Below are 25,000 nucleotides of genomic sequence, written 5' to 3'. Positions count from 1 at the left end.
CCGCTGCGCCACGGGAAACCAATGCCCCACCCCAACGACCCCAGCCTCCGATCCTTCATCGAGGTCGATCCCGCCTCCGACTTCCCGATCCAGAACCTGGCCTATGGCGTGTTCTCGACCGCGGCGAATCCCACGCCGCGCGTCGGCGTCGCGATCGGCACTTATGTGCTCGATCTCTGGGCGCTCGAGCAGGATTGTCGGCTCGATGTCGGTCCGCTCGGGGTGTTCTCCGGCCCCTCGCTCAATCCGTTCATGGCGCTCGGACCAAAAGTCTGGACCAAGACACGGGAGCGGATCAGCGAGCTGCTGCGCCATGATCACCCGGAGCTGCGCGACAACGAGGAGCTGCGCAAGCAGGTGCTGGTGCCGATGCGCGATGCAAAATTGCATCTGCCGTTCGCGGTCTCCGGCTACACCGACTTCTATTCGTCGAAGGAGCACGCCACCAATGTCGGCGTGATGTTCCGCGGCAAGGACAACGCGCTGCAGCCGAACTGGCTGCACATGCCGATCGCCTATAATGGCCGCGCCTCGACCGTCGTGGTCTCCGGCACAAAAGTGAAGCGGCCGCGCGGGCAGTTGAAGCCGCCGAATGTCGAGGTACCCAGCTTCGGGCCGTGCAAGCGGCTCGATTTCGAGCTGGAGATGGGCGTCGTGGTCGGCCAGCCCTCAGCCATGGGCGGCATGCTTGGGGAGCAACAGGCCGAGGAGATGATCTTCGGCTTCGTGCTGCTCAACGACTGGAGCGCGCGCGACATCCAGCAATGGGAATATGTGCCGCTCGGGCCGTTCCTGGCAAAAGCGTTCGCGACTTCGATCAGCCCGTGGGTGGTGACGCGCGAGGCGCTGGAGCCGTTCCGGCTGAAGGGGCCGGAGCAAGAGCCGGTACCGCTGGATTATCTCAAGCAGGCGAAGCCGCAGAATTACGATCTCGAGCTCGACGTCTCCTTGCGCGCGGCCGGCGCCAATGTGCCCGCCGGCATCAGCCGCACCAATTTCAAATATATGTACTGGTCCTCGGTGCAGCAGCTCATGCACCACGCCTCCAGCGGCTGTGCGATGAATGTCGGCGATCTCCTCGGCAGCGGCACGATCTCCGGCCCGGAGAAGAACCAGCGCGGCAGCTTGCTGGAGATCAGCTGGAACGGCACCGAGCCGGTCGAATTGCCCGGCGGGATCAAGCGCTCGTTCCTGGAGGACGGCGACAGTCTCGTCATGCGCGGCTGGTGCCAGGGTAACGGCTATCGCGTCGGGTTCGGCGAGGTCGAAGGGACGATTTTGGCGGCGGAGTAGGGCTGACTGTCATTCCGGGGCGCGCGTAGCGCGAACCCGGAATCTCGAGGTTCCGGGTTCGATGCTGCGCATCGCCCCGGAACGACGGCCTCGAAATTACCGCCGCTCCGGCGGCACGTCGCGCACCCGCGCGCAATGCGCGGCGACGTCCTCCAGGCTGTACTTCAGATGCACCCGCTTGTCGGATGGCACGTGCTTGGCGACGCACACCCCCGTCCGCCATTCCTGCGTCGGCCTGATCGGGCGCGGCGCAAAGCCGCCGCCGCAATTCGGGCAGACGTTGGAGAGTTTCGTCTCGACGCAATCCGCACAGAACGTGCATTCATAGGAGCAGATCCGCGCGTCCGTTGCATCAGGCGGCAGGTCGCGGTCGCAATATTCGCAGTTCGGTCGAAGCTGGAGGGCCATGGCTGAATCTCCGCAGATTGGCTTGATCATCGCAGACGGCGCGTGAAGCGCGAATGCCGTAGTTCCCTCGATTTCAGCCAGCCTTCAAATCCTTCAGCGGCAGCCGCGAGCTTTCCTTAAGCCTGTCGAGCACGATCGAGGAGCGCACATGCGCCACGCTCTGGTGCGGCATCAGCACGTCGTTGACGAGGTTGGAGAGACCCTTGAGATCGCGGAGAACAGCCTTCAGCACGTAATCGGCGTCGCCCGTCAGCGAATAGGCCTCCTGGATCTCGTCGATGCGGTTGACCAAGGCGCGGAAGCGTTTCGAATTGTCCGGCGAGTGGGTCGCGAGCCCCACCTGGATAAAGGCGATCACACCGAAGCCCAGCGCCTCGCTGGAGAGATCGGCGTGATAGCCCGAGATCACCTTCTCCTCCTCCAGCCGCATCCGCCGCCGCGAGCATTGCGAGGCCGAGAGTCCCGCCAGGTCGGCGAGCTCCTGGTTGGTGAGGCGGCCGTCGTCCTGGAGCGCGCCCAGGATCTTGAGGTCGAAGACGTCTACTGAGATCATGCGTCATTCGTCCATTTCTTGCACGGATCGTGCATATGATAGCCAAATCGCGTCCCGTTTGCACGCTCATTGCACGGCCGGTGAAGGATAGTTCATGGCAGCAGCAATTGGAGAGCACCATGGGTCCGTTTCCGCACGATGCACCGCCGGCCACCATCACCGCCGACAATCCGATGGGCACCGACGGGTTCGAGTTCGTCGAATATGCGCATCCCAATCCGGAAGAACTGCACGCGCTGTTCAAGCTGATGGGTTATGCGCCCGTCGCACGTCACAGGACCAAGAAGATCACGGTCTATCGCCAGGGCGACATCAACTATCTCGTCAACGAGGAGCCCGGCACCCACGGCTTCGACTTCGTCGCCGCGCATGGCCCCTGCGCGCCGTCGATGGCGTTTCGCGTGGTCGATGCGAAGGCGGCCTATGACCGTGCGATCGCGCTCGGCGCCGAACCTGCCGATGTGTCGTCGGCGCAGAAGACGCTCGATGTGCCCGCGATCAAGGGCATCGGCGGCAGCCTGCTCTATTTCGTCGATCGCTACGGCGCCAAGGGCTCGGCCTATGATACCGAGTTCGAGTGGCTGGGTGCACGCGATCCCAAGCCCGTCGGCGCCGGCCTGTTCTATCTCGATCACCTCACCCACAACGTCCATCGCGGCCGCATGGATGTGTGGACGGGCTTCTACCAAAAGCTGTTCAACTTCCGCCAGATCCGCTTCTTCGACATCGAGGGCCGCGCCTCCGGCCTGTTCTCGCGCGCGCTGACCAGCCCGGACGGCAAGATCCGGATTCCGATCAACGAGGACGCCGGCGATTCCGGCCAGATCGAGGAATATCTGAATATCTATCGCGGCGAAGGCATCCAGCACATCGCCTGCGGTTGCCGCGATATCCACGCCACCATCGAAGGCCTGCGCGAAGCCGGCCTGCCCTTCATGCCGTCGCCGCCCGAGACCTATTTCGAGCGGATCGACGCGCGCCTGCCCAAGCACGGCGAGGACGTCGCGCGGCTCCAGACCAACGGCATTCTGATCGATGGTGAGGGCGTGGTCGACGGCGGCCAGACCAAGGTGCTGCTGCAGATCTTCTCCGCCAACGCGATCGGCCCGATCTTCTTCGAGTTCATCCAGCGCAAGGGCGACGACGGTTTTGGCGAGGGCAATTTCAAGGCCCTGTTCGAGTCGATCGAGGAGGACCAGATCCGCCGCGGCGTGTTGAAGGTGGACAACGCGGCGTAGGTCGCGGCGTTCGGGCACACTGCCGTAGGGTGGGCAAAGCGCAAGCGTGCCCACCACTTCTATCAGGATTGTGGAGAGATGGTGGGCCCGGCGCTTCGCGCCTTTGCCCGCTCTACGCGATCTTTGCCGGGGCTGGATCTACCTCTTCCACGCAGCCATCACCGCACCAATCTCCGCGCCCTCCGGCTCCCGCACCGCAGACGGAGTGCGCGAGAACCTTGGTGCCGGCGCCGGCTGCTTCACGCCGTGGCGTTCGAGGAAGACGTTGCGGGCGACCATGTGCGGATGCTCGGTCGCTTCCGACATGGTCAGCACCGGGGCGAAGCAGATGTCGGTGCCTTCCATGATCCTGCACCAGTCCTCGCGGGTCTTGCTCTTGAACACGGCCTGCAATTTCTGCTTCAGCGCGGGCCAGGCCTTGCGGTCCATCTGCGCGTCGAAATCGGCATCGGAGAGGCCAGCGTGCTCGCGGAGCAGCGCGTAGAACTGCGGCTCAATCGAGCCGATCGAGACGAAATGACCGCAGGCGCATTCGTAGACGCCATAGAAATGCGCGCCGCCGTCGAGGAAGTTCTGGTTGCGGCCTTCGGTCCAGCGGCCGATCGTGGTCATGTCGAAGAAGAACGACATCAGCGAGGCCGCGCCGTCGCACATCGCGGCGTCCACGACCTGGCCCTTGCCGGATCTTTGCGCTTCGAGGAGGGCGGCGAGCACGCCGACGACGAGATAGAGCGCGCCGCCGCCGAAATCGCCGACCAAATTGAGCGGCGGCACCGGGGCTTCCTTGGTGCCGATCGCGGCCAGCGCGCCGGTGATCGAGATGTAATTGATGTCGTGGCCGGCGGCGTTGGCGAGCGGGCCTTCCTGGCCCCAGCCGGTCATGCGGCCGTAGACGAGCTTTGGATTGCGCGCGAGCACGACGTCCGGGCCGAGCCCAAGCCGCTCCATCACGCCGGGTCGAAAGCCCTCGACCAGCGCATCGGCGCTGGCAAGCAGGTCGAGCACCTCTGCGATCGCCGCCTTGTCCTTGAGGTCGAGCTCGATCACCTTGCGGCCGCGGCCTGCGACCGACTTCATGCTCTTCTTGGCACCGACGCGATCGAGCGTGACGACATCGGCGCCCATGTCGGCCAGCATCATGCAGGCGAACGGGCCGGGTCCGATGCCGGCGAATTCGACGACGCGGAAGCCCGAGAGCGGGCCGGAGGTGCGGACGGAGGAGGTGGGCGCTGGTTTATCGAGCACGTTGTTGTTTCCTCGGGTCGCGAGGCGGATTGCCGATAGTCGGCAAGCGCCAGGGACGTTCCTCTGCGGGGCGAGTTAATTGGCTGATTAACTTTTCCTGCCTTACACCGGACGAGGCAAGCGCTTTTCATGCATAGGCGCATAATAAAAGCGGCGCGCATTGCTGCGCGCCGCGGAAGATTTGTGTTGAGGCGCTAAGGCGCGACGTGCTGTCGCGCTTTATCGATGCGATCAGCCCGCGGCGGCCACCGCGCGCTGCGCCATCACCTTGACGAGGTTGGCGCGGTATTCCGCCGAGCCGTGGATATCGGCCAGCAATCCGCTCGCCGGAATGCTGACATTGTCGAGCGCCGACGGCGACCAGTTCGCCTTCAACGCGGCTTCGATCGCGGGCACCCGCATCACGCCGCTCTGCGAGGCGCCGGTGGCGGCAACACGGATCTCGCCCGACTTCGTCTGCGCGACGAACACGGCGGTCAGCGCGAAGCGCGAGGCCGGGTGCCGCATTTTTTCGTAGCCCGCCTTCGCCGGCACCGGGAACGACACCGCGGTGATGATCTCGCCGTCTTCCAGCGCCGTCGTGAACAGGCCCTGGAAGAAGTCCTCGGCCGAGATCGACCGCTTGTTGGTCTTGACGGTGGCGCCGAGCGCGACCAGCGCGGCCGGATAGTCCGCGGCGGGATCGTTGTTGGCGATCGAGCCGCCGATCGTGCCGCGATAGCGCACGGCGGGATCGCCGAGCACCGAGGTGAGATAGGCGATCGCGGGGATCGCCTTCTTCACATCGGCATTCTGCATGATGTCGAAATAGGTCGTGCCGGCCTTGATGGTCAGCACGTCGCCCGAGAGCTCGACGCCCTGCAGCTCCTTGATCTTGCCGAGGTCGATCACGTCGGACGGTGCGGCGAGGCGCTGCTTCATGACCGGCAGCAAGGTCTGGCCGCCGGCGAGGAATTTCGCCTCACTGCTCTTGCCGAACAGGGCGACGGCCTCGTCGACCGAGGAGGGGCGATGATAAGTGGTCTGGTACATCTTGTTGCTCCTCTCAGGCCGCGTGGATCGTGCGCCACACCCGGTCCGGGGTTGCGGGCATTTCCAGGTTGTTCTTGCCGATCGCATCCGTGATCGCGTTGATCACGGCCGCAGAGGCGCCGATCGCGCCGGCCTCACCGCAGCCCTTGATGCCCAGGGGATTGCCCGGGCACAGCGTCGTGGTGTGGGAGAGGTTGAACGAGGGCAGGTCGTCGGCGCGCGGCATGGAGTAATCCATGAACGAGGCCGTGACGGGCTGGCCGTTGGCATCGTAGATGGCGTGCTCGAGCAGCGCCTGCCCGATCCCCTGGGCAAGGCCGCCATGGACCTGTCCCTCGACGATCATCGGGTTGATGAGCCGGCCGAAATCGTCGGCCGCGACGAAGTTGACGAAGGAGGTCTTGCCGGTGCCGGGATCGACCTCGAGCTCGCAGATGTAGGCGCCGGCCGGGAAGGTGAAGTTGGAGGGGTCGTAGAAGGCGCTTTCCTTCAGGCCTGGCTCCATCCCGTCAGGCAGATTGTGCGCGGTGTAGGCCGCGAGTGCGACCATCGGGAAGGCGATCGCCTTGTCGGTACCGGCCACCTTGAACTCGCCGTTCTCGATGACGATGTCGCCCTCGGACGCTTCGAGCGCATGCGCTGCGATCTTCTTGGCCTTGGATTCCATCTTCTCCATGGCCTTCAGGATCGCGGTCAGACCGACGGCCGCAGAGCGCGAGCCGTAGGTGCCCATGCCGAACTGCACCTTGTCGGTGTCGCCATGAACGATCGAGACCTGGCTGATGGGAACGCCCAGGCGATCCGCCACAAGCTGGCAGAACGTGGTCTCGTGACCCTGGCCGTGGCTGTGCGAGCCCGTCAAGATCTCGATGGTGCCGACCGGGTTGACCCGCACTTCGGCGGATTCCCACAGACCAACGCCGGCGCCGAGGCTGCCGACCGCCTTCGAGGGCGCGATGCCGCAGGCCTCGATGTAGCAGGACACGCCGATGCCGCGCAGCTTGCCGTCCGCCTTCGCCTTGGCCTTGCGGGCTGCGAAGCCGGCATAGTCGATCGCCTTCATCGCGGCATCGAGCGAGGCATTAAAGTCACCAGTGTCGTAGGCCATGATGACAGGCGTCTGGTGCGGGAACTGGGTGATGAAGTTGGTCCGGCGCAGCTGGGCCGGATCGACCTTCAACTGCCGCGCGGCCGTCTCCATCAGCCGTTCGATCAAATAGCTCGCCTCGGGGCGGCCCGCGCCGCGATAGGCGTCGACCGGCGTGGTATTGGTGTACATCCCGACCACCTCGGCATGGATCGCCGGGATATTGTACTGGCCCGACAGCAGCGTCGCGTAGAGATAGGTCGGGACCGACGAGGAGAACAGCGACATGTAGGCGCCGAAATTGGCGTAGGTCTTCACCTTCAAGCCGGTGATCTTGTTGTTGGCGTCGAACGCCATTTCGGCATGGGTGACGTGGTCACGGCCATGCGCATCGGTGAGGAAGGCCTCGGTGCGGTCGCCGGTCCATTTTACCGGGCGGCCGACCTTCTTCGAGGCCCACAGCGCCACCATCTCCTCGGGATAGATGAAGATTTTTGAGCCGAAGCCGCCGCCGACATCGGGGGCGATCACGCGCAGCTTGTGCTCGGGGGCGATGTTGTAGAACGCCGACAGCACCAGGCGGGCGACGTGCGGGTTCTGCGACGTCGTATAGAGGGTGAAGTGCTCTTCCGCCGCGTCGTAATCCGCGATCGCCGCGCGCGGCTCCATCGCGTTCGGGGCGAGGCGGTTGTTGGTGACGTCGAGCTTGACCACATTGGCGGCCTTGGCGAAGGCGGCATCCGTCGCGCCCTCGTCGCCGATCACCCAGTCATAGACCTGGTTGCCGGGGGCTTCAGGGTGAAGCTGCGGCGCGCCGGCCTTGATCGCGGCGTGGATATCGGCGACCGCGGGAAGTTCCTCGTAGTCGACGACGACAGCTTCGGCCGCGTCGCGCGCGAGGTTCTTGCTGTCGGCGATCACGACGGCGACGGCCTGGCCGACGAAGCGCACCGTTTCCGGCGCCATCGCGGGCCATGCGCCCATCTTCATCGGGCTGCCGTCCTTGGAGGTGATGGCCCAGCCGCAGATGAGATTGCCGACCTTGTCGTCGACGACCTGTTGTCCGGTGAGCACTGCGACCACGCCCGGCATCTTCAGCGCGGCGGAAGAATCGATCTTCTTCACCTTGGCGTGCGCATGCGGGCTTCTGATGAAATGGGCATGGGTCATGCCCTGCAATTTGATGTCGTCGACGTAACGGCCCTTGCCGGTAATGAAACGCTTGTCTTCCTTGCGCACGACGCGCGCGCCGATGCCTTCAACACCCATGTCTGGTCCTCCCGACCGGAATTGTCTTGGCTGCGCTTTCCCTCGAAAGCAGCAGCGGTGGTTCTTTTCGAGGCGCGCCGCTTTACTCGGCCGCCTGCGAGACCTTCATGCGTCCGGCTGCGTCCAGCACGGCTTTGACGATGTTGTGGTAGCCGGTGCAGCGGCAGATATTGCCTTCGAGCTCTTGGCGGACCGTGGGCTCGTCGAGCTCACCACCATGGCGGTGCACGATGTCGATCGCCGACATGATCATGCCCGGCGTGCAATAGCCGCATTGCAGGCCGTGATTGTCGCGGAAGGCGGCCTGCATCGGGTGCAGCTCGTCGCCCTTGGCGATGCCTTCGATGGTGGTGACGCTGGCGCCGTCGGCTTGGCCCGCCAGCATGGTGCAGGATTTCACCGCCCGGCCGTCCACGTGTACGACGCAAGCGCCGCACTGGCTGGTGTCGCAGCCGACATGGGTCCCGGTGAGGTTGAGGTGATCGCGCAGGAGCTGGACCAGCAGCGTGCGGTCCTCGACGTCGACGGCAACGGCCTTGCCGTTCACCGTCAGTTTGACTGTAGACACGGAACATACCTCCCCGGATTGATTTTGATTGTTTCTAATTAGAGACCGCCGCCCCCGGACTTTGCAACTAGGATTTTGGTCACGCCGGTCATGGAAAAGTCATCGATCCTGACGAGCGGGCAATGACTTGGGCGGGCGAAGCGGGTCGACGGCCGCAAAATGGTCGGCCCATGTGGGATGCCAGGAGTCATCCCATCCGGTCGGCCTTTGGCCGATAAAGCCCCGGATTGCACGAGCCTGCCGAATTTACCGCCCTTTATCCATTGTGCCCTAGTTTTGCGCATCCGGGTCCGGGGCGGGGCGCCTCCGGATCACGGCTGAATAGAAAATGGGGGTTGGAATGTCCGGGCGTATCGCGTCGCCGTCGAAGCGTACAATATTTCCGACCCTCAGGTTCCGCGCCAAGATCATCCTCGGCTTCGCCGCGGTGCTGGTGATCTCCGCCGGCAGCATGGCTTTCTCCTATTTCGGCTTCGAGCGGGTCTCGTCCGGGGTCGGGTCCTACCGCAGCAGCGTCACCGAGGCGGATCTCGCCCGCAATATCGACCGCGAGCTGCTCGCCTACCGTTCGGCCGTCAAATATTTCGTCGTCACCGGCAAGGAGGACGATGCCAAGGCTGCGCTGGATGCCGAGACCGGCCTGAAGAACGCCATCGATCAGGCCGTCAAGAGTGCCCAGAAGCCGGCGCGGCAGGAGGGCCTCAACAAGCTCGCCAAGGAATTCTCCAACTTCTCCGCAACCTTCGCCAAGGTCCTCCAGGCCAAGCGCGACAGCGCGCTGCTGGTGCAGAACCAGCTGACGCGCCAAGCCAATCTCCTGAAATACAAGCTTGACGATATCGGCAACAACGCCTCCGATTCCGAGGCGCAGTCGATCGAGTTCGGCACCAAGCAGGTCAACGCCCAGTTCCAGACCGCGAGCGCCGCAGCCACCAATTTCGTGCTGACCTCCGACCAGGCGATCGCGACCAGCGCGCTGGCGCGGCTGAAATTCGTCGAGAATTCGCTCGGCGCGGTCTACTCCATGGACGACAAGATCGTCGCCGGCCTGAAGGACGCCAAGACCATCCTCGTGGCCTATCGCGAAGCGCTGGAGAAGCTGATCGCCAACGCCAAGATGGTGGATGAGCTCGTCACCGAGATGAGCGGTTCGGCCGGTGCGATCCTGCAAGGCGCCACCGCGATGAAGGCGGACCTCGTCGCCGAACAGCAGCGGCTGGATTCGGAGTCGGAAGCGACCATCGGACGGACCGAGCAACTGGTGCTGATGCTGGCCGTCGGCGGCACGCTGCTCGGCGCGATCCTCGCCTTCCTGCTCGGCACCGGCATCTCGCGTCCGATGATCGCGATGTGCAAGGCGATGCGCGAGCTCGCGTCGGGCAATTTCGACGTCGTGCTGCCGGGCCTGGGCCGCAAGGACGAGATCGGCGAGATGGCCGGCGCGGTCGAGGAATTCAAGGTTCAGGCGGTCGCGAAAGCCGAGCGCGACGCCGCCGCCAGCGAAGCCCAGAACAAGGAACTGGCCACCGCACGCCGTTCCGAGCTGATTCGCTTCGCCGATGACTTTGAAAGCGCGGTCGGTGCCATCGTGTCGAACGTGTCGGCTTCCGCCGTGCAGCTCGAATCGGCGGCCTCCACGCTGACCCGAACTGCCGAAACCACGCAGACCCTGTCGAGCCAGGTTGCCGGCGTGTCCGAGCAGGCCTCCAGCAACATGCAGTCGGTCGCAACCGCGACGGAAGAGCTTTCGGCCTCCGTCGAGGAGATCGGCCGCCAGGTGCGCGACTCCAGCCGCATCGCGGAAGCCGCCGTGGTGCAGGCGAAGGAAACCGACGGCCGCATCGGCAAGCTCTCGCACGCCGCCCAGCAGATCGGCGAGGTGGTCAAGCTGATCACGGCGATCGCCGAGCAGACTAACCTTCTGGCGCTCAACGCCACCATCGAGGCGGCGCGCGCGGGCGAGGCCGGCCGCGGCTTTGCCGTGGTCGCCAGCGAGGTGAAGTCACTGGCCAGCCAGACCGCGAAGGCCACCGACGAAATTTCCTCGCACATCGCGGGGATGCAGGGCGCGACGGCCGAATCGGTCGCGGCGATCAAGGAGATCGGCGCGACCATCGGCAAGATTTCGTCGATCTCGACGTCGATCGCGAGCGCCGTCGAAGAGCAGGGCGCCGCGACGCAGGAGATTGCCCGCAGCGTCCAGACGGTCGCGCAGGGCACCCAGACCGCCGCCACCGACATCGGCCAGGTCAACCGCGGCGCCGCCGAAACCGGCTCGGCCTCGGAGGAGGTCCTGAATTCGGCCAAAACCCTGTCCAGCGAAAGCACCCGCCTGCGCGCCGAGCTCGACCGGTTCATGGGGAATATTCGGGCGGCGTAGGCGCCGCTGCGGGTAAGACGCTCCGCTGTCGCCTCATACTCTCCTGTCGTCCTCGCGAACGCGGGGACCCATAACCCCAGGGAGTAGTTTGGTGCGATAGGGTAACTCCGAGTCTTCGCCAAACTTCTCTTTGTGGTTATGGATCCCGGATCGCGCTCCGCTTCGCTGCGCTTGTCCAGGATGACAGCCGGGCCGCGTCACCTAACCGCAAGTTGCGGCGCCATAAATTTACCGCGGCTTATCCTTTGCACTCTACCGTGCGCACGAGTCAGGAAGCGGGCTGCTTCCGGGCTGCGCCTGGTTTTCCGCGAATGGAATGGGGTGGGGAATGCCCGTCAAGTCGACGTCGAACACATCGAAGCTCTTCACCCTGCGTTTTCGTGCAAAAATCATCCTCGGCTTCGTGGCGGTGCTGGCCATCCTCGCCGTCAGCATGGCTTTCGCCTATTTCGGCTTCGAGCGGATCCAGGCCGCCGTGGCCTCCTACCGGGCCAGCGTGTCGGAAGCGGACCTCGCGCGGACCGTGGACCGCGAGCTGATCGCCTATCAGGGACTGGCGCGCGCCTATACGCTGACGGGCGCGACCGATGACGAGACCGCGGCCAAGGCCGCCGAAGAGAATCTGAAGGGCGCGATCGCCAAGTCGGTGGCGGCCACGACCGGCGCGGCGCGGCGCGAGCAGGTCGGCAAGCTCGAGGCCGAATTCCAGCGCTTCACCAAGGTGTTCGGTGAGATCATCACGCTGACGCGCGAGAACAACAAGATCGCCGCCGACGAGCTCAACAGCGTCGGCAACAAGATCCGCTTCAAGTTTGACGATCTCGCCGATACGGCCGCGCTGGCGGGCCTGAACTCGGTTCAGACCACCGCCAAGGACGTCACCTCGCAATATCTCGCGGTCTCGACCTCGGTCAGCGCCTTTGTCGCCAAGCCGGAGCCGAAGACCGCCGACGGCGTGATCGCCCGGATCAAATTCCTGGAGACGCTGCTGGTCTCGATCTATGCCAACGACCAGAAGATCACCGACCGCGTCACCGAAATCGGCAATCTGCTGAAGCAGTATCGCACCTCGTTTGCGAAACTGACCGAGAACGTGAAGGTCATCGTCAAGTTGAACGGCGAGATGACCAAGACGGCGACGGGCATCTTGAAACTCTCCGCCGAGCTGCGGTCCGATCTGACCTCGGATCAGCAGCGTATCGAAGCGAGCGCCAACTCCACCATCACCGAGACGGAACGGCTGATGCTGATGATGGCGCTCGGCGGCCTCGCCATTGGCGCCGTGCTGGCCTTGATGCTCGGCAACGGCATCTCGCGTCCGATGATCGCGATGTGCAAGGCGATGCGCGAGCTTGCGTCCGGCAATTTCGACGTCGTGCTGCCGGGCCTCGGCCGCAAGGACGAGATCGGCGAGATGGCCGGCGCGGTCGAGGAATTCAAGGTTCAGGCCGTGGCCAAGGCCGAGCGCGACGCCGCCGCCAGCGAAGCCCAGAACAAGGAACTGGCCACCGCACGCCGCTCCGAGCTGATTCGCTTTGCCGATGATTTCGAGAGCGCGGTCGGTGCCATCGTGTCGAACGTCTCGGCCTCCGCCGTGCAACTGGAATCGGCGGCCTCCACGCTGACCCGCACCGCCGAGACCACGCAGAGCCTGTCGAGCCAGGTCGCCGGTGTCTCCGAGCAGGCCTCCAGCAACATGCAGTCGGTCGCAACCGCGACGGAAGAGCTTTCGGCCTCCGTCGAGGAGATCGGCCGCCAGGTGCGCGACTCCAGCCGCATCGCGGAAGCCGCCGTGGTGCAGGCGAAGGAAACCGACGGCCGCATCGGCAAGCTCTCGCACGCCGCCCAGCAGATCGGCGAAGTGGTCAAGCTGATCACGGCGATCGCCGAGCAGACCAACCTTCTGGCGCTCAACGCCACCATCGAGGCGGCACGCGCGGGCGAAGCCGGCCGCGGCTTCGCCGTGGTCGCCAGCGAAGTGAAGTCGCTGGCCAGCCAGACCGCGAAGGCCACCGACGAAATTTCCTCGCACATCGCGGGGATGCAGGGCGCGACGGCCGAATCGGTCGCGGCGATCAAGGAGATCGGCGCGACCATCGGCCAGATTTCGTCGATCTCGACGTCGATCGCGAGCGCCGTCGAAGAGCAGGGCGCCGCGACGCAGGAGATTGCCCGCAGCGTCCAGACCGTTGCACAGGGCACCCAGACCGCCGCTACCGACATCGGCCAGGTCAACCGCGGCGCCGCCGAAACCGGTTCGGCCTCGGAAGAGGTGCTGAACTCGGCCAAGACGCTGTCATCCGAAAGCACGCGCCTGCGCGCCGAGCTCGATCGCTTCATGGGAAATATCCGGGCCGCGTAGGACTCAGACCGAGCCTCACTCCCTCCCGAACGCCCGCCTCAACTCGACCTTCGCGCGCTCCAGCCGTGCGCGTTGTGTCTTGGGCAGGGTCTTGCCGGCGCGGTTGATGTAGAAGATCAGCATCGAGAGCGCCGAGCGGTAGGCGCCTGACTTGCGGCGCGAGCTGTGTTCGGCCGAGCGCTTCAGCGAGGTCGCGATCTTCTTCGCGCTGGTCAGCTTGAACACGCCCTGTTTGAGGTCGAGTGCATCGCTCTCCTTCGTCACGCGCTGCGACCAGCGCTTTGGCGAGGCGCGCGTCGCGCCCTTGCGCGCGGTCGTGCGGCGCCTCGCACTGGCTTTCCGCGCTCCTGCCTTTCGAGAATGTGTCGTCTTTCTGACGTGAGCCATGCGTCAACTCCGTGCGGCTCCATCGGAAACGGACGATCCCAGGGGCTGTTCCTGCGGGAACCTGCCCTTGCCGCAGGCGTTGTCGCAGGCGGCAAGCGGAATGCCGCACCCCCGATGATCGGATCGCCCCCGTCCACACCATGTGAACCGGGGCCGCTTCCATTGGTTAGACCCAGCAACGCGATGGAATTGCAGCAAAGCCCAGCGCTGAATTATGGACCTGCAGTCTCTGCGGCGGCCGCGGCCGACCGCATCGTCGAGACCAGCATCCCTGCGCGGCTCGATGCGCTGCCGTGGAGCGGCTTTCATACCCGCGTCGTGCTGGCGCTCGGGATCACCTGGATCCTCGACGGGCTCGAGGTGACGCTCGCCGGCGCGCTCTCCGGCGCGCTGAAGGAGAGCCCATCGCTGCGCTTCTCCAATCTCGATCTCGGTATCGCCAATTCCGCGTATCTTGCCGGTGCGGTGCTCGGCGCGCTCGGCTTCGGCTGGCTCACCGACCGCATCGGCCGCAAGAAACTGTTCTTCATCACACTGGCGCTCTATCTCTCCGCGACCGCCGCGACCGCCTTGTCGTGGAATATCGCGAGCTACGCGCTGTTTCGTTTTCTCACGGGCGCCGGCATCGGCGGCGAATACACTGCGATCAACTCGACGATCCAGGAACTGGTGCCGGCGCGCTATCGCGGCTGGACCGATCTCGTCATCAACGGCAGTTTCTGGATCGGCGCGGCGATGGGCGCGGTGGCGGCCATCGTGCTGCTCGATCCCGCATTGATCGGTCCCGATCTCGGCTGGCGTCTCGCCTATCTCATCGGCGCAATCCTCGGTCTTGTCGTGCTGCTGATGCGGATGTGGATTCCGGAGAGCCCGCGCTGGCTGATGATCCACGGCCGGCCCGACCAGGCCCACGCCATCGTGGACGAGATCGAGCGCTCGGTGATCGGGCACGACCAGCACGCGAGCGATGGTCGCTTCACGAAAATCCGGCTGAAGATGCGCGACCACACGCCGATCAGGGAGGTCGTGCACACGCTGTTCTCGGTCTATCGCCAGCGCGCGCTGGTCGGCCTCGTGCTGATGGTCGCGCAGGCATTCTTCTACAACGCGATCTTCTTCACCTTCGCGCTGGTTCTGACCGACTTCTACGGCATCAGCGCTGATCATGTCGGCTGGTATCTCCTGCCGTTCGCCGCCGGAAACTTCCTCGGTCCTTTGCTGCTCGGCCGGCTGTTCGATACGCTCGGCCGCCGCGTCATGATCATGTTCACCTACGGCGTATCCGGCGTGCTGCTGGCGCTCTCGGGCTATCTGTTCTCGATCGGCGCGCTGAGCGCGCAGGGGCAGACCATTGCCTGGATGGTGATCTTCTTCTTTGCCTCGCCCGCCGCGAGCGCGGCTTACCTGACCGTCAGCGAGACGTTCCCTCTGGAAGTGCGCGCGCTGGCGATTGCGGTGTTCTACGCGGTCGGCACCGGCATCGGCGGCGTGATCGGGCCGGCGCTGTTCGGCGCGCTGATCGACACGGGATCACGCACCAGCGTGTTCGCGGGCTATTTGCTGGGGGCTTTCCTGATGATCGCGGCTGCGGTCGTGGCGTGGCGCTACGCCGTCGCCGCGGAACGAAAATCGCTCGAACAAATCGCGCGGCCGCTTGCCTTTATGGAGTAGACTATGAAATCGGAACTGGCTGAACTGGATCAGAAGCGCCCCATGGTTGACGAAGAAGCGCCCGACGCGGTGCCGGTGCCGCATGCGCTCGTGCCGCATCTGGGGGAGACCGCGATCCTGCTCGACATCGACGGCACGCTGCTCGACCTGATGCCGACGCCGCGCGAGGTGTGGGTGCCGCCGGGCCTGTCGGAAACGCTGAACCGCCTGACCGAGCGCACCTCCGGCGCGCTGGCGATGGTCAGCGGCCGCTCGCTCAACGACATCGACCTGATCTTCGCGCCTGACGTGTTTCGCGCGGTCGCCGGTCACGGCGCGGAGATGCGCCTGTCGGTGGGCAATGAAGCGGACGAAGTGCATGCGCCGCCGATGGACAAGGAGCTGAAGCGCCGCCTGGCTGCGATCGCAAAGCTCAGCCCCGGCATTCTGCTCGAGGACAAGGGCTATTCGCTGGCACTGCATTATCGTCTCGCGCCACATGCGGAGAAGGCGATCTACGAATCCGTCTCGCTGATCCGCGCCGATCTGCCCAATGCGCCGATCGAGGTGCTGCCCGGCAAGTTCGTTTGCGAGATCAAACATGCCGGCTTCACCAAGGCGACCGGCGTGCGCGAATTGATGAAGCATGAGCCCTTCAAAGGACGCCGTCCGATCTTCATCGGCGACGACGTTACCGATGAGACCGTGTTCGCGATCATGCCCGACATGAACGGCCTCGCCTTCTCGGTCGGCCGCCGCGCCATCGGCGTGAACGGCCATTTCGACGAGCCGAAGGATGTCCGCGCGTTCCTCGCGCGCCTGCTCGACGATACAAGGTTGGAATAAGGCACCGACACCTCGGCGCCACATTGTCGCTCGCGTAGTTCCCTCGCGCGCGCAATTCATGCTGGGCAACACAGACGCGAAAATTGACTTTGTTGAGTGAAACCGCCGGGTTCCCTGCAGTAAAACTGGTTCCAACGCACGCGCCTGATTTTGGTTTCAATTCGTACAAATGATGATCAGGAACCATATTGATGAACGGCAGTTAAACGGGGTGGAATGAACAGGAGGGGACGACCTGTGAACTTAGTCGTCGTTTCGAATCGAGTTGCGCGCGGAAAACCCAACGAGCCCATGACGGGCGGCTTGGCCGCCGCATTGCTTCCCGTCGTGGAACATTCGGGTGCTATTTGGGTGGGTTCATCGGGCCGCGTGCGTGACGGCCATCAGAAGGAGCCGTTCGCCGAGATCGAAGCGCTGGGCTCGGGCGCGATTGCGACGCTGGACCTGCCGGCGGCGCATTACGGCGGCTACTACGAAGGCTTTGCCAATTCGGCGCTGTGGCCGGCCCTGCATTCGCGCAGCGATCTGATCCGCGTCTCGCGAGACGACTATGTCAGCTATCGCGAGGTCAACGCCTTCATGGCGCGCGCCTTGATGCGCTTCCGGAAAGCGAAAACGGCTTTCTGGGTGCAGGACTATCATTTCCTCGCGCTCGGCGCGGAGCTGCGCGATCTCGGCGTCGATGATCCGATCGGCTTCTTCCTTCACACGCCGTGGCCGGTCGCCGCGGTGATGCAGGGCGTGCCCAATCATCGCGAGCTGATCACGGCGATGCTGGCCTATGATCTGCTCGGCTTCCAGACCAATGAGGATTGCCAGAATTTCCTCGGCTATGTCGCGGGCGAGCTCGGCCTCGCCGTCGAAGACGGCGTTGCGATCTCGCAGCATGGCCGTACGCGTTGCGAGGTCTTTCCGATCGGCATCGATGCGGAGAAGTTCGCAGCTTACGCGGCGAAGTCGGCCTCGCATCCCGACGTGTCGCGGCTGCGCCGCAGTCTCAACGGCGAGCGGCTCGCGATCGGCGTCGACCGGCTCGACTATTCAAAGGGTCTCGTCAATCGCATCAGCGCGTTCGACCGGCTCTGGACCGAGCATCCGCAGTTCGCGCGCAGCATCTCGCTGCTCCAGATCGCCAACCCCTCGCGCGGCGCGATCGAGGCTTATGGCAATCTCCAGAACGAGGTCGCGCGTCTCGTCACCGACGTCAACGGCCGCCACGGCGAGGTCGACTGGACGCCGATCCGCTACCTCAACAAGGGCTTCAGCCAGACTGTGCTCGCGGGTCTCTATCGCACCGCGCAGATCGGTGTGGTGACGCCGCTGCATGACGGCATGAACCTCGTCGCCAAGGAATATGTCGCCGCGCAGAACCCGGCCGATCCCGGTGTGCTGGTGCTGTCGAAGTTCGCCGGCGCCGCCAACGAGCTCGAAACGGCGCTGCTGGTCAACCCGCACGACATCGACGGCATGGCGCGCGCGATCGCGGTCGCGGCCGCGATGCCGCTCGCCGAGCGCAAGATGCGCTGGGATGCGATGATGAAGAAGCTGCGCGGCCACACCATCCAGCAATGGTCCGCCGACTTCGTCGCCGAGCTGGAGAAGTGCCGGACCGAGAAGGCCGTCGTCGCGCCGCTCGAGACCCAGCCGCCGCAGGCGCTGCGCTGGCTGAAGTCGGCGATATCAGGTGTGCGGCTGATTTAAGCTCTCTTGCTCTCCCCGTTCTCGCGGGGAGAGGCGCTCAATAACAATACGACACCCCGTCCAAAATCGCGCATTGCCGCTTGTTCGGCGCGTTGGGATCGTCCAGCGGCACCATGCCCTTGCCCTGGCCGACGAACACGCCGGGTCCGACATGCACCGAGCTCTTGTTGCCGATGATCACGCTCGGATGCGGCGTGGCGCTGGAGCGGGTCCCGTCCGGCCAGATGATGGCATCGCCCGAAAGCACCCCGCGCCGCCCGTCGTCGCAACTCACGTCGACGCCCTGCCGGGTGCAGACCTGCGCGGCGGCCGGCACGGCAAAGGCGGAGCCAAGGGCCGAAATCAGGCTCAGGGCGGCGATGGTCTTTTGGATGGTCATGGCGTCCCCGGTCGTGTTTGGCGGTCTTGAGTGAATCGTCGCACCAAACCGGCTTCCGGTTCAGCCATCGGGCGGTTCCGAAGCGCCAAGGGACGTCAGATATTGTCTTTAAAATACAATATCTTACGGAAAATTCGCCCGATTTCCCCGCGATCCCTTGCAAAATCATCGGCGCCCCTTCAAGAGAGGGCGCTCCGGAGAGATGGCCGAGTGGCTTAAGGCGCACGCTTGGAAAGCGTGTGTGCGGGAAACCGTACCGTGGGTTCGAATCCCACTCTCTCCGCCATCGGGCATTTTGTAATCCCGAGTCGAATTTCGCAGGAAATCAGCCGAGCGAGCCACAGGCTCACCATCCCTCATGGGTGGCTTCGACGTCTGGCTGAATAGTCCACCCACGGCTCTCACGATAGCCGATGTGCACTAGCGTCGCTCGGTCGACATTCCCACCGAGGACCATGACTTGCCCATCGATGTTTCGGTTGTAGAAGCCGGTGAATACGGAGATTTCACGCTCACCCGCTCCCGCGAGATCGAATACGGAATGTCCATCGCCCGGTTGCGGAGGCAGTTTCAATAAACCCCGGACTGTGGCGGGTATAAGCGACTTTCTGCCAAGGTATGAACAAGCGTGGCTGGACGCGATGTCGGAGTACATCGAACCTGCCTTGAAGCAGCGGGATTCGACCGATTAGGAGCTCCGAACCAGAGCTGTTTCCGTTAACGCAGGCAGGCTGCTGGCCGGCTTCTTCGATAACAACTGATGCGCGAATCCGCCGGCCGAAGCGAAGTGCTTGCCTAAGCCGGTTGAGCGTCTAGGGTATTTGTTTTCCGGCTATCTCAAAGCTTCGCCGGACGTAGTCGAAAATCGTCGCGAAATTTGGTGGGGGTGGTCTTACCCCTGGAGCAGCGCCGAGCCTTCTTTTCTTCCGGCTTGAAACGAAAATCCTTCCTTCACTGCCGACATGCGGATCCTTCAACTTTGGCTTGAAAGGTCACCCCTCGCCGATGCGAATATTCAAGGTCTCATTCGGCTGCTTCGGACAGCTGCGAAGGCATATCGACGAAACGCTTGATTTGCCGCGGACGGCCCATCAGCACCGGTTGAAAGAGGACAGCTGCAGCCATGGTGCACGCCAGCGCCAGCGCCATCATCTTGCCCATGCTTGACATGCCCGGATAACTCGACACCCACATGCTGCCGAAGGCGACTGCGTTGGTCATGGCGCTGAATACCACTGCGCGGGTGAGCGTAGACTGCAACAGGTTCGTTTTGCCAGCGCGCCAGGCCATGATGTAGTAGATCTTGAACGCAACTCCGACTCCGAGAAGCAGCGGAAGCGCGACGATATTCGCGAAGTTGAGCGAAAGGCCCGAGATCTCGGAAAGTTCGAGCGTCACCACGCCGGCAAGAAGGAGTGGAATCAATGTCAACAGAACGTCAGTTATCCTGCGCAACGCGATGATCAGCAGGATCGAGATGGCGACGAGTGCCAAGACGCCTGCCTTGATGAAAGCGCTGGTGACGGTTTTCTCGGACTCATAGTAGCTGATCACCTCGCCTGTCGCGGACGGCTCGGCATGAAGTACCGCAACGGCGAACTTCCGCAGAACGTTGACATCATTGGCGTCGCCCTTTGGCAAGACCCGAGCGCGAGCACGGCCGTCCGGCAGCACCCAATCGCGGACCAGATCTGGAGGCAGCGTCTGCATCGTTATGGTTTCGGGAGCAAGGCTCTTGCGCACGAGATCGAGGTCGTAGGTCAATGGTGCGACAATCGCCGCCTCGGCCTTGCTCCTAAAATTAGGTGGGGCATCCGCAAGGCGATCGAGGAGAGCGGCCACCTCACGTGCGTCGTCCGCCGCGCCGCCATGGGCACCGGCTGCCGCTCTGGTGAGAGCGTCCGCTGCGCCACGGATCGCCACGACGAGTTCCTGATCGTTCGGCGCGGGCCGCCGCCCGGGCGGATTGAGCGCCGGACTGAGAGACTGCGATGCAGCGTGCAAGGCGGCGATTTTCCGCCGCTGATCGCTGGGAATGAAGTTCGTCAGCGTGAGTACGCGCGAAACCTCAGGAACCGCCGCAAGGCGCGTGGCGATGGCATCAGCCTGTTCGAGCGATGGTGCCATGACCTCCGCATCGTGGCCGGTGGTCTGCGGGTCGGACTGCAATTGTCGATACGCCACGACCGCCGGCGAATCGGCCCTCTGCAAATCGACCGGGTCGAAATCGAACTGTAGATGGAGCAGCAGCGGCGAGCCGGCGAGCACCACCCCGAACGTGCCGACGATCACGGCGATACGGTGTCGCTGCAGAAAGCGATCCAGCGGCCCGAGGCTCCCGAAGCCGATCGGCGCTGGTTCGCCGGGCGGATTGAGCACGGTGAGCATCGCCGGCACCAGCGTGATGCTGCATGCGAAAGCGATCAACATGCCGCATCCGGCGATCAGTCCCAGCTCTGAGAGACCGCGATAGCTTGTAGGCAGGAAGGCGAAAAAGCCGACAGAGGTGGCTGCGGCAGCCAGCGCGAGTGGTTTTCCGGACTTTTTCGCCGCACTGCGCAGCGCTTGTCGCAGATCGCCAAGTTCATGCCGCTCGGTGCGATAGCGCACACTGAACTGAATTCCGAAGTCCACACCCAGGCCCACGAACAGCACAAAAAACGCAATCGAGATCAGGTTGAAGGAGCCGACCATTAGAAGGCCGAGCGCAGCGGTCGCTGCGAGGCCCACGACCAGGCTGCAGAAAACAGATATGATCAGTTTCCAGGAGCGAAGCGCGAGCCATAGAACAATCAGCACGCCCAACGTCGCCGTTAGTGTGTCGCGCAAGGCGCTGCTTCGGATCACCGAGAACTGCTCGTCGTTCATCGGTACCTGGCCGGTGAGGCTCAAGTTGGCGCCGAGCCTGCTGTTCAGATTTAGATCGGCGGCCGCTTTATTGATTCCCTTTTCAGCGGCAAGCCCCGGTTGAAGCGCCGAAAAATTGAGCTTTGGCGCGATCTCCACAAAATGTCGCAACTGACTGGCTGGCAGGGTGTGACCCTGCAGAAGCTCCTGCCAGGAAAAGAAGGCAGGCTTGCCGGAGAGAACGTCGATCAATGTCTGTTTGGCAAGCGAAAGCGGCCATGCCATTTGCTCCAGCTTGATCTCGCCTGCCTGGACGCCTTCGGTTGTTGATACGAGCACCTTCATGACGCCTCGCAGGCTCGGATCCGCCGCAAGTTCGGCAATGAAGGGGCGCGCACGGGCTAGTCCCTCGGCGGTTTTTTGAACTTCCGATGTGGAGCCAAGCAGCAATCCATTGCGCTCGAAGAACTTCCCGCTGTCCGGCTGCGCGACCCTGGGAAACAGGTTCGGGTCCTTTGCGAGCGCTCCCGACAGCTCATTCGTGGCCATCTCCGCGTTTTCAGGCGTTGGCGCGCTAACGACTGCTAAGATCGCTCTCTGCGGAAAGGCATGCGTCAACTGCACCTGACGTTCGTGCCAGGGAAGCTTTTTCGAAATCAGTCCTTCGATGTCAGTATCGATCGAAAAGCGCGCAATGGTGTAGCTGGCGGTTCCCAGCAGCAGCAATAATCCGCCGACGATGACCATCCACCGGCGGCGACTGCAGAAATCGACAACTGTGATGATCGCCGTATTCATCGTCATGGACCAAAAAGAACGCATCACATTTGTCCCTATCTCATAATCGAAGGGAAAGCGGTGCCAGCGTCGCGGGTGGGGCGAGCTGAGATCGTCTCTGTGCGTGGCTGGGGCTGGAAGGAATCTGCCCGCTGACGGTCACATGTGTTCAGACGATCATGGCCCCAAGCTGCAGCAGCCTCGCCGCCGGTCAAATTAGCGCGATCAGCGTCTGAATTCTGGAAGTGAGCGTGCACCCCAACGTGCGAATGTGAAATGGCGTCGTGCTTTTTCGAATGATCGAGACGCCCGAGGTAACACGTCGAGACGACAGCTCGCGAACGGACCAACCAGGAGTGAAGCTCCGCTGCGCGTTCCTAAACGGGAGCCCTATGTATCGGACAGTGCTTTCAATCTTGGTGTGCCCTAGCTGGGCAGCCGATTGAATCTCGATGATGGCGAAAGACTCACGGCGAAATCTCGTCCCATCCGCGCATCAGGGATTCAGCTGAAACGCCGGATGATATCGACCAGGCGGTCGCAGGATCTCGCGAGATCTTTTGTCGGCGATGTCGCAACGCCCAACAGGAGTCCAGACCGGTTGGTCTCCGCAGAGGCATACCAGGCCGAGAGCGGAGCCGGAAACATGCCGAAAGCCAGTACCTCGCGTGCGATGGCGAGATCCGACGTGCCATCGGGCAACCGCAGCAGGACGGCCAAACCCGTCGCGACGACGCTGTCGGCATCGAAATGGGGCAGAAGCTGCGCCAGCAAGTCTTTCCGCTTGGCCGCATAGGCGCGCTTCGCACGGCGGAGGTGGCGCAAATAATGGCCTTCGCGCATGAATTCCGCGGTCGCGAGCTGCACCGAAGGCCCCGGCGGGGGGGCGAGACACGCTGCAACCTCGGTAAAGCGAGCCATAAGACCGATCGGGGCAACGACAAATCCGAGGCGAAGCTTGGGACTGATCGTCTTGCTGAAGGAGCCGATGTGGATGACCCGCCCGGCGCGATCGAGCGATGCCAGCGCCGGCGCGGCCCGGCCTGTCAGCTGCAGCTCGCTCAGATAATCGTCCTCTATGACCCAGACCCCTCTAGCGGCCGCCCACTCTAGCAATTGGAGGCGCCGTTCAAGCGATAGTGTCGGTCCGAGCGGTGCCTGCTGCCCGGGCGTCACGACTACCAATTTTGCGTCGGGCGCGTGCTGCAGACCATGGTCAATGTCCATCCCGTCTGCATCGACGGGGATTGACGAGAGAAGCAATCGCGCGAATTCAAGGCCCTTCCGGGTGAACGGAAAGCCCGGATCTTCGATCCAGGCTTTTTCCCCTTCGAGACCCAGCACTCGGAGCGCCAGCCCCAACCCAGCGCAATATCCGCCCGTGACGATGATCTGCGCCGGTGAGCAGTCGATGCCGCGGGCAACGGCGAGGTAGCCAGCGATCTCTCGCCTGAACTCAAGCTCGCCACGCCGATCCGGATAGATGGGGGCCGCACTCGCTTCTACACGGACGGCATTTGCGCGGATGCGTGCGATGAGCTTTGCCGGAAAGGTCTCCGTCGCAGGGACTCCCATCTGGAAGAAGCCGGGCCCCTGGACCATCTCCTGAAAGATGTCCAGGAGCGACCCGGGATCCGGTCGCTGCTGCTCGCCCTTCAGCACCGCGCGTGGACGCGGGGCGACGCGGGTCCCGCTCGCACGGGACGCGACGATCAGCCGGGCTGCGCCGAGCCTCTCATAGGCCGTCCGCACGGTGCCCCGCGAGACACCGAGTTGAGCGGCCAGGTCCTGCCAAGAGGGCAAGCGGGCTTCTGGTTCGAGCACGCCACTTTCGATCGCGGTCGCAATTCCGTGTTGGATTTGCTCGGCGAGCGTCGTCTTGGCGGAGCGATCGATCTTCAGGTTCAGGGGCTTCGTCACGCCGCCGTAGTACACTGTTTTTTCGCGTTCTTGGTGCTTTTTTTCTAGCCCTAGCACATCGACATCTTGCGCGCGGAAGAAGGAGAAGGCGAATGAAGATCAGAACCTTTATCATAGCGACTTGCGCCGTCGTCGCCTTCTCGATGGCCGCCCGGGTCTCGGCCCATGATGGCGAAGCGGAAACCGTTACGCAGAAGTTCGAGGCGGCCATTCCCAATATTCCCGGCAAATCGATGATCGCCGTGGAAGTCGATTACCCGCCCGGCGCGGCGTCCCCGCCCCACACTCATGCGAAGTCGGCGTTCATCTACGCTTATGTGATTTCGGGCGCGATCGAGTCGCAGGTGAATGACGGCGAGACACGCATCTATCGAGCGGGCGAGAGCTGGTCCGAACCACCGAACGCGATCCATTCGATCAGCCGCAATGCGAGCAAGACCGAACCGGCGAAGCTGCTCGCTGTCTCCGTCCTCGACACTAACCACGAAGCGCTGACCACGCCCGTTAAATAGCCTCCAAGGAAAGAGCAACGTGACGAGACGTTTGGACTACAATCAGATCGCGCCGAACGGCGCCAGGGTGCTCGGTGGCGTGCATGGCTATGTCATGCAAAGCGGTCTGCCGGCCGAGTTGGTGAAGCTTGTCTATCTGCGCGTATCGCAGATCAACAACTGCGCCTATTGCCTCGACATTCACACCCGCAATCTCGTCAAGAAGGGGGCGGCGATCGAGAGGCTCGCTCTGGTTCAGGCCTGGGAGGAAGGTGGCGACCTCTTCAGCCAGACCAAGCGCACCGCCCTGACCTGGGCCGAGACGGTGACGCGAGTGGCCGAGACGGGTGTGCCGGACGACGCCTACCAGGCAGCACGCGCGGTCTTCGACGAGAAGGAGCTGGTCGACCTCACGATCGCGATCAGTCTGATGAACGCCTCCAACCGCATGGCAATCAGCTTCCGCAACACGCCCCGGGCGACGGTCAAAACAACGAGCCGTAAGCCGCGAATCACGGCTCGACTCCTCCGCCATCGCTCGCTCCGATAGCGCGGGGCATTCGAGAA

General features: G+C 63.6%; 19 protein-coding genes and 1 tRNA gene. 10 read left to right on the top strand and 10 right to left on the bottom strand.

Annotated elements, in window-relative coordinates:
* Positions 1-21 precede the first annotated feature (21 nt).
* Complete coding sequence (gene fahA / locus BJ6T_RS01425; RefSeq protein ID WP_014490502.1) at positions 22-1,293, top strand: fumarylacetoacetase; 1,272 nt, start codon at positions 22-24, stop codon at positions 1,291-1,293.
* Between the two features lie 96 nt (positions 1,294-1,389).
* On the opposite strand, the gene BJ6T_RS01420 is transcribed toward fahA, so the two are convergent.
* Both BJ6T_RS01420 and BJ6T_RS01415 read right to left on the bottom strand, forming a co-directional pair.
* A complete protein-coding gene (locus BJ6T_RS01420) occupies positions 1,390-1,701 on the bottom strand; it encodes a DUF1272 domain-containing protein (protein WP_014490501.1) in 312 nt (103 codons plus the stop codon).
* A 73-nt stretch (positions 1,702-1,774) separates the two neighbouring features.
* Complete coding sequence (locus BJ6T_RS01415; protein WP_014490500.1) at positions 1,775-2,254, bottom strand: Lrp/AsnC family transcriptional regulator; 480 nt, start codon at positions 2,252-2,254, stop codon at positions 1,775-1,777.
* A 119-nt stretch (positions 2,255-2,373) separates the two neighbouring features.
* On the opposite strand from BJ6T_RS01415, the gene hppD reads away from it, so the two are divergent.
* The gene (gene hppD / locus BJ6T_RS01410) at positions 2,374-3,492 is read left to right on the top strand and encodes a 4-hydroxyphenylpyruvate dioxygenase (RefSeq protein WP_014490499.1); all 1,119 of its coding nucleotides are present in this window, start codon (positions 2,374-2,376) and stop codon (positions 3,490-3,492) included.
* Positions 3,493-3,630: 138 nt separating this feature from the next.
* Here the strand turns inward: hppD and BJ6T_RS01405 are convergent, their stop codons facing one another.
* The 4 genes from BJ6T_RS01405 to BJ6T_RS01390 form a co-directional block, all read right to left on the bottom strand.
* Positions 3,631-4,737, bottom strand: a complete 1,107-nt coding sequence (locus BJ6T_RS01405) for a CaiB/BaiF CoA transferase family protein (RefSeq protein WP_014490498.1) — start codon at positions 4,735-4,737, stop codon at positions 3,631-3,633.
* Between the two features lie 231 nt (positions 4,738-4,968).
* A complete protein-coding gene (locus BJ6T_RS01400) occupies positions 4,969-5,769 on the bottom strand; it encodes an FAD binding domain-containing protein (protein ID WP_014490497.1) in 801 nt (266 codons plus the stop codon).
* 13 nt (positions 5,770-5,782) lie between these two features.
* On the bottom strand, positions 5,783-8,125 hold the full coding sequence (locus BJ6T_RS01395) for a xanthine dehydrogenase family protein molybdopterin-binding subunit (protein WP_014490496.1): 2,343 nt from the start codon (positions 8,123-8,125) through the stop codon (positions 5,783-5,785).
* Between the two features lie 82 nt (positions 8,126-8,207).
* Complete coding sequence (locus BJ6T_RS01390) at positions 8,208-8,693, bottom strand: (2Fe-2S)-binding protein (protein ID WP_014490495.1); 486 nt, start codon at positions 8,691-8,693, stop codon at positions 8,208-8,210.
* A 340-nt stretch (positions 8,694-9,033) separates the two neighbouring features.
* Between BJ6T_RS01390 and BJ6T_RS01385 the strand changes: the two genes are divergently transcribed.
* Both BJ6T_RS01385 and BJ6T_RS01380 read left to right on the top strand, forming a co-directional pair.
* On the top strand, positions 9,034-11,073 hold the full coding sequence (locus BJ6T_RS01385; RefSeq protein ID WP_014490494.1) for a methyl-accepting chemotaxis protein: 2,040 nt from the start codon (positions 9,034-9,036) through the stop codon (positions 11,071-11,073).
* A gap of 328 nt (positions 11,074-11,401) precedes the next feature.
* On the top strand, positions 11,402-13,435 hold the full coding sequence (locus BJ6T_RS01380; protein ID WP_014490493.1) for a methyl-accepting chemotaxis protein: 2,034 nt from the start codon (positions 11,402-11,404) through the stop codon (positions 13,433-13,435).
* 15 nt (positions 13,436-13,450) lie between these two features.
* Here the strand turns inward: BJ6T_RS01380 and BJ6T_RS01375 are convergent, their stop codons facing one another.
* On the bottom strand, positions 13,451-13,822 hold the full coding sequence (locus BJ6T_RS01375) for a DUF3175 domain-containing protein (protein WP_014490492.1): 372 nt from the start codon (positions 13,820-13,822) through the stop codon (positions 13,451-13,453).
* Positions 13,823-14,005: 183 nt separating this feature from the next.
* On the opposite strand from BJ6T_RS01375, the gene BJ6T_RS01370 reads away from it, so the two are divergent.
* The 3 genes from BJ6T_RS01370 (at position 14,006) to BJ6T_RS01360 (ending at position 18,019) form a co-directional block, all read left to right on the top strand.
* Entirely contained in the window at positions 14,006-15,493 is a 1,488-nt protein-coding gene (locus BJ6T_RS01370; protein WP_014490491.1) for an MFS transporter, read from the top strand.
* 3 nt (positions 15,494-15,496) lie between these two features.
* Positions 15,497-16,318, top strand: a complete 822-nt coding sequence (otsB, locus tag BJ6T_RS01365; protein WP_014490490.1) for a trehalose-phosphatase — start codon at positions 15,497-15,499, stop codon at positions 16,316-16,318.
* A gap of 237 nt (positions 16,319-16,555) precedes the next feature.
* Positions 16,556-18,019: a trehalose-6-phosphate synthase gene (locus BJ6T_RS01360; RefSeq protein WP_028170078.1), complete on the top strand. Its 1,464-nt coding sequence runs from the start codon at positions 16,556-16,558 to the stop codon at positions 18,017-18,019.
* A 37-nt stretch (positions 18,020-18,056) separates the two neighbouring features.
* Here BJ6T_RS01360 and BJ6T_RS01355 read toward each other — a convergent pair whose 3' ends face one another.
* Positions 18,057-18,398, bottom strand: coding sequence for a hypothetical protein (locus BJ6T_RS01355; RefSeq protein WP_014490488.1), 342 nt, complete (start codon positions 18,396-18,398; stop codon positions 18,057-18,059).
* A 196-nt stretch (positions 18,399-18,594) separates the two neighbouring features.
* On the opposite strand from BJ6T_RS01355, the gene BJ6T_RS01350 reads away from it, so the two are divergent.
* Positions 18,595-18,684, top strand: a tRNA-Ser gene (locus BJ6T_RS01350).
* A 737-nt stretch (positions 18,685-19,421) separates the two neighbouring features.
* Here BJ6T_RS01350 and hpnN read toward each other — a convergent pair.
* Positions 19,422-22,067 carry a hopanoid transporter HpnN gene (gene hpnN / locus BJ6T_RS01345; RefSeq protein WP_225894919.1) on the bottom strand — a complete coding sequence of 882 codons (2,646 nt, stop codon included), beginning with the start codon at positions 22,065-22,067 and terminating at the stop codon, positions 19,422-19,424.
* A gap of 459 nt (positions 22,068-22,526) precedes the next feature.
* Positions 22,527-23,942, bottom strand: a complete 1,416-nt coding sequence (gene pdxR, locus BJ6T_RS01340; protein WP_028170079.1) for a MocR-like pyridoxine biosynthesis transcription factor PdxR — start codon at positions 23,940-23,942, stop codon at positions 22,527-22,529.
* A 92-nt stretch (positions 23,943-24,034) separates the two neighbouring features.
* Between pdxR and BJ6T_RS01335 the strand changes: the two genes are divergently transcribed.
* A complete protein-coding gene (locus BJ6T_RS01335) occupies positions 24,035-24,454 on the top strand; it encodes a cupin domain-containing protein (RefSeq protein ID WP_014490484.1) in 420 nt (139 codons plus the stop codon).
* A gap of 19 nt (positions 24,455-24,473) precedes the next feature.
* On the top strand, positions 24,474-24,983 hold the full coding sequence (locus tag BJ6T_RS01330; RefSeq protein WP_014490483.1) for a carboxymuconolactone decarboxylase family protein: 510 nt from the start codon (positions 24,474-24,476) through the stop codon (positions 24,981-24,983).
* Positions 24,984-25,000: the final 17 nt, after the last annotated feature.

Source organism: Bradyrhizobium japonicum USDA 6 (assembly GCF_000284375.1).
Taxonomy (GTDB): Bacteria; Pseudomonadota; Alphaproteobacteria; order Rhizobiales; family Xanthobacteraceae; genus Bradyrhizobium; species Bradyrhizobium japonicum.
The sequence above is the reverse complement of the archived record's forward strand: the minus strand, read 5'-3'. Positions and strand labels throughout refer to the sequence as shown.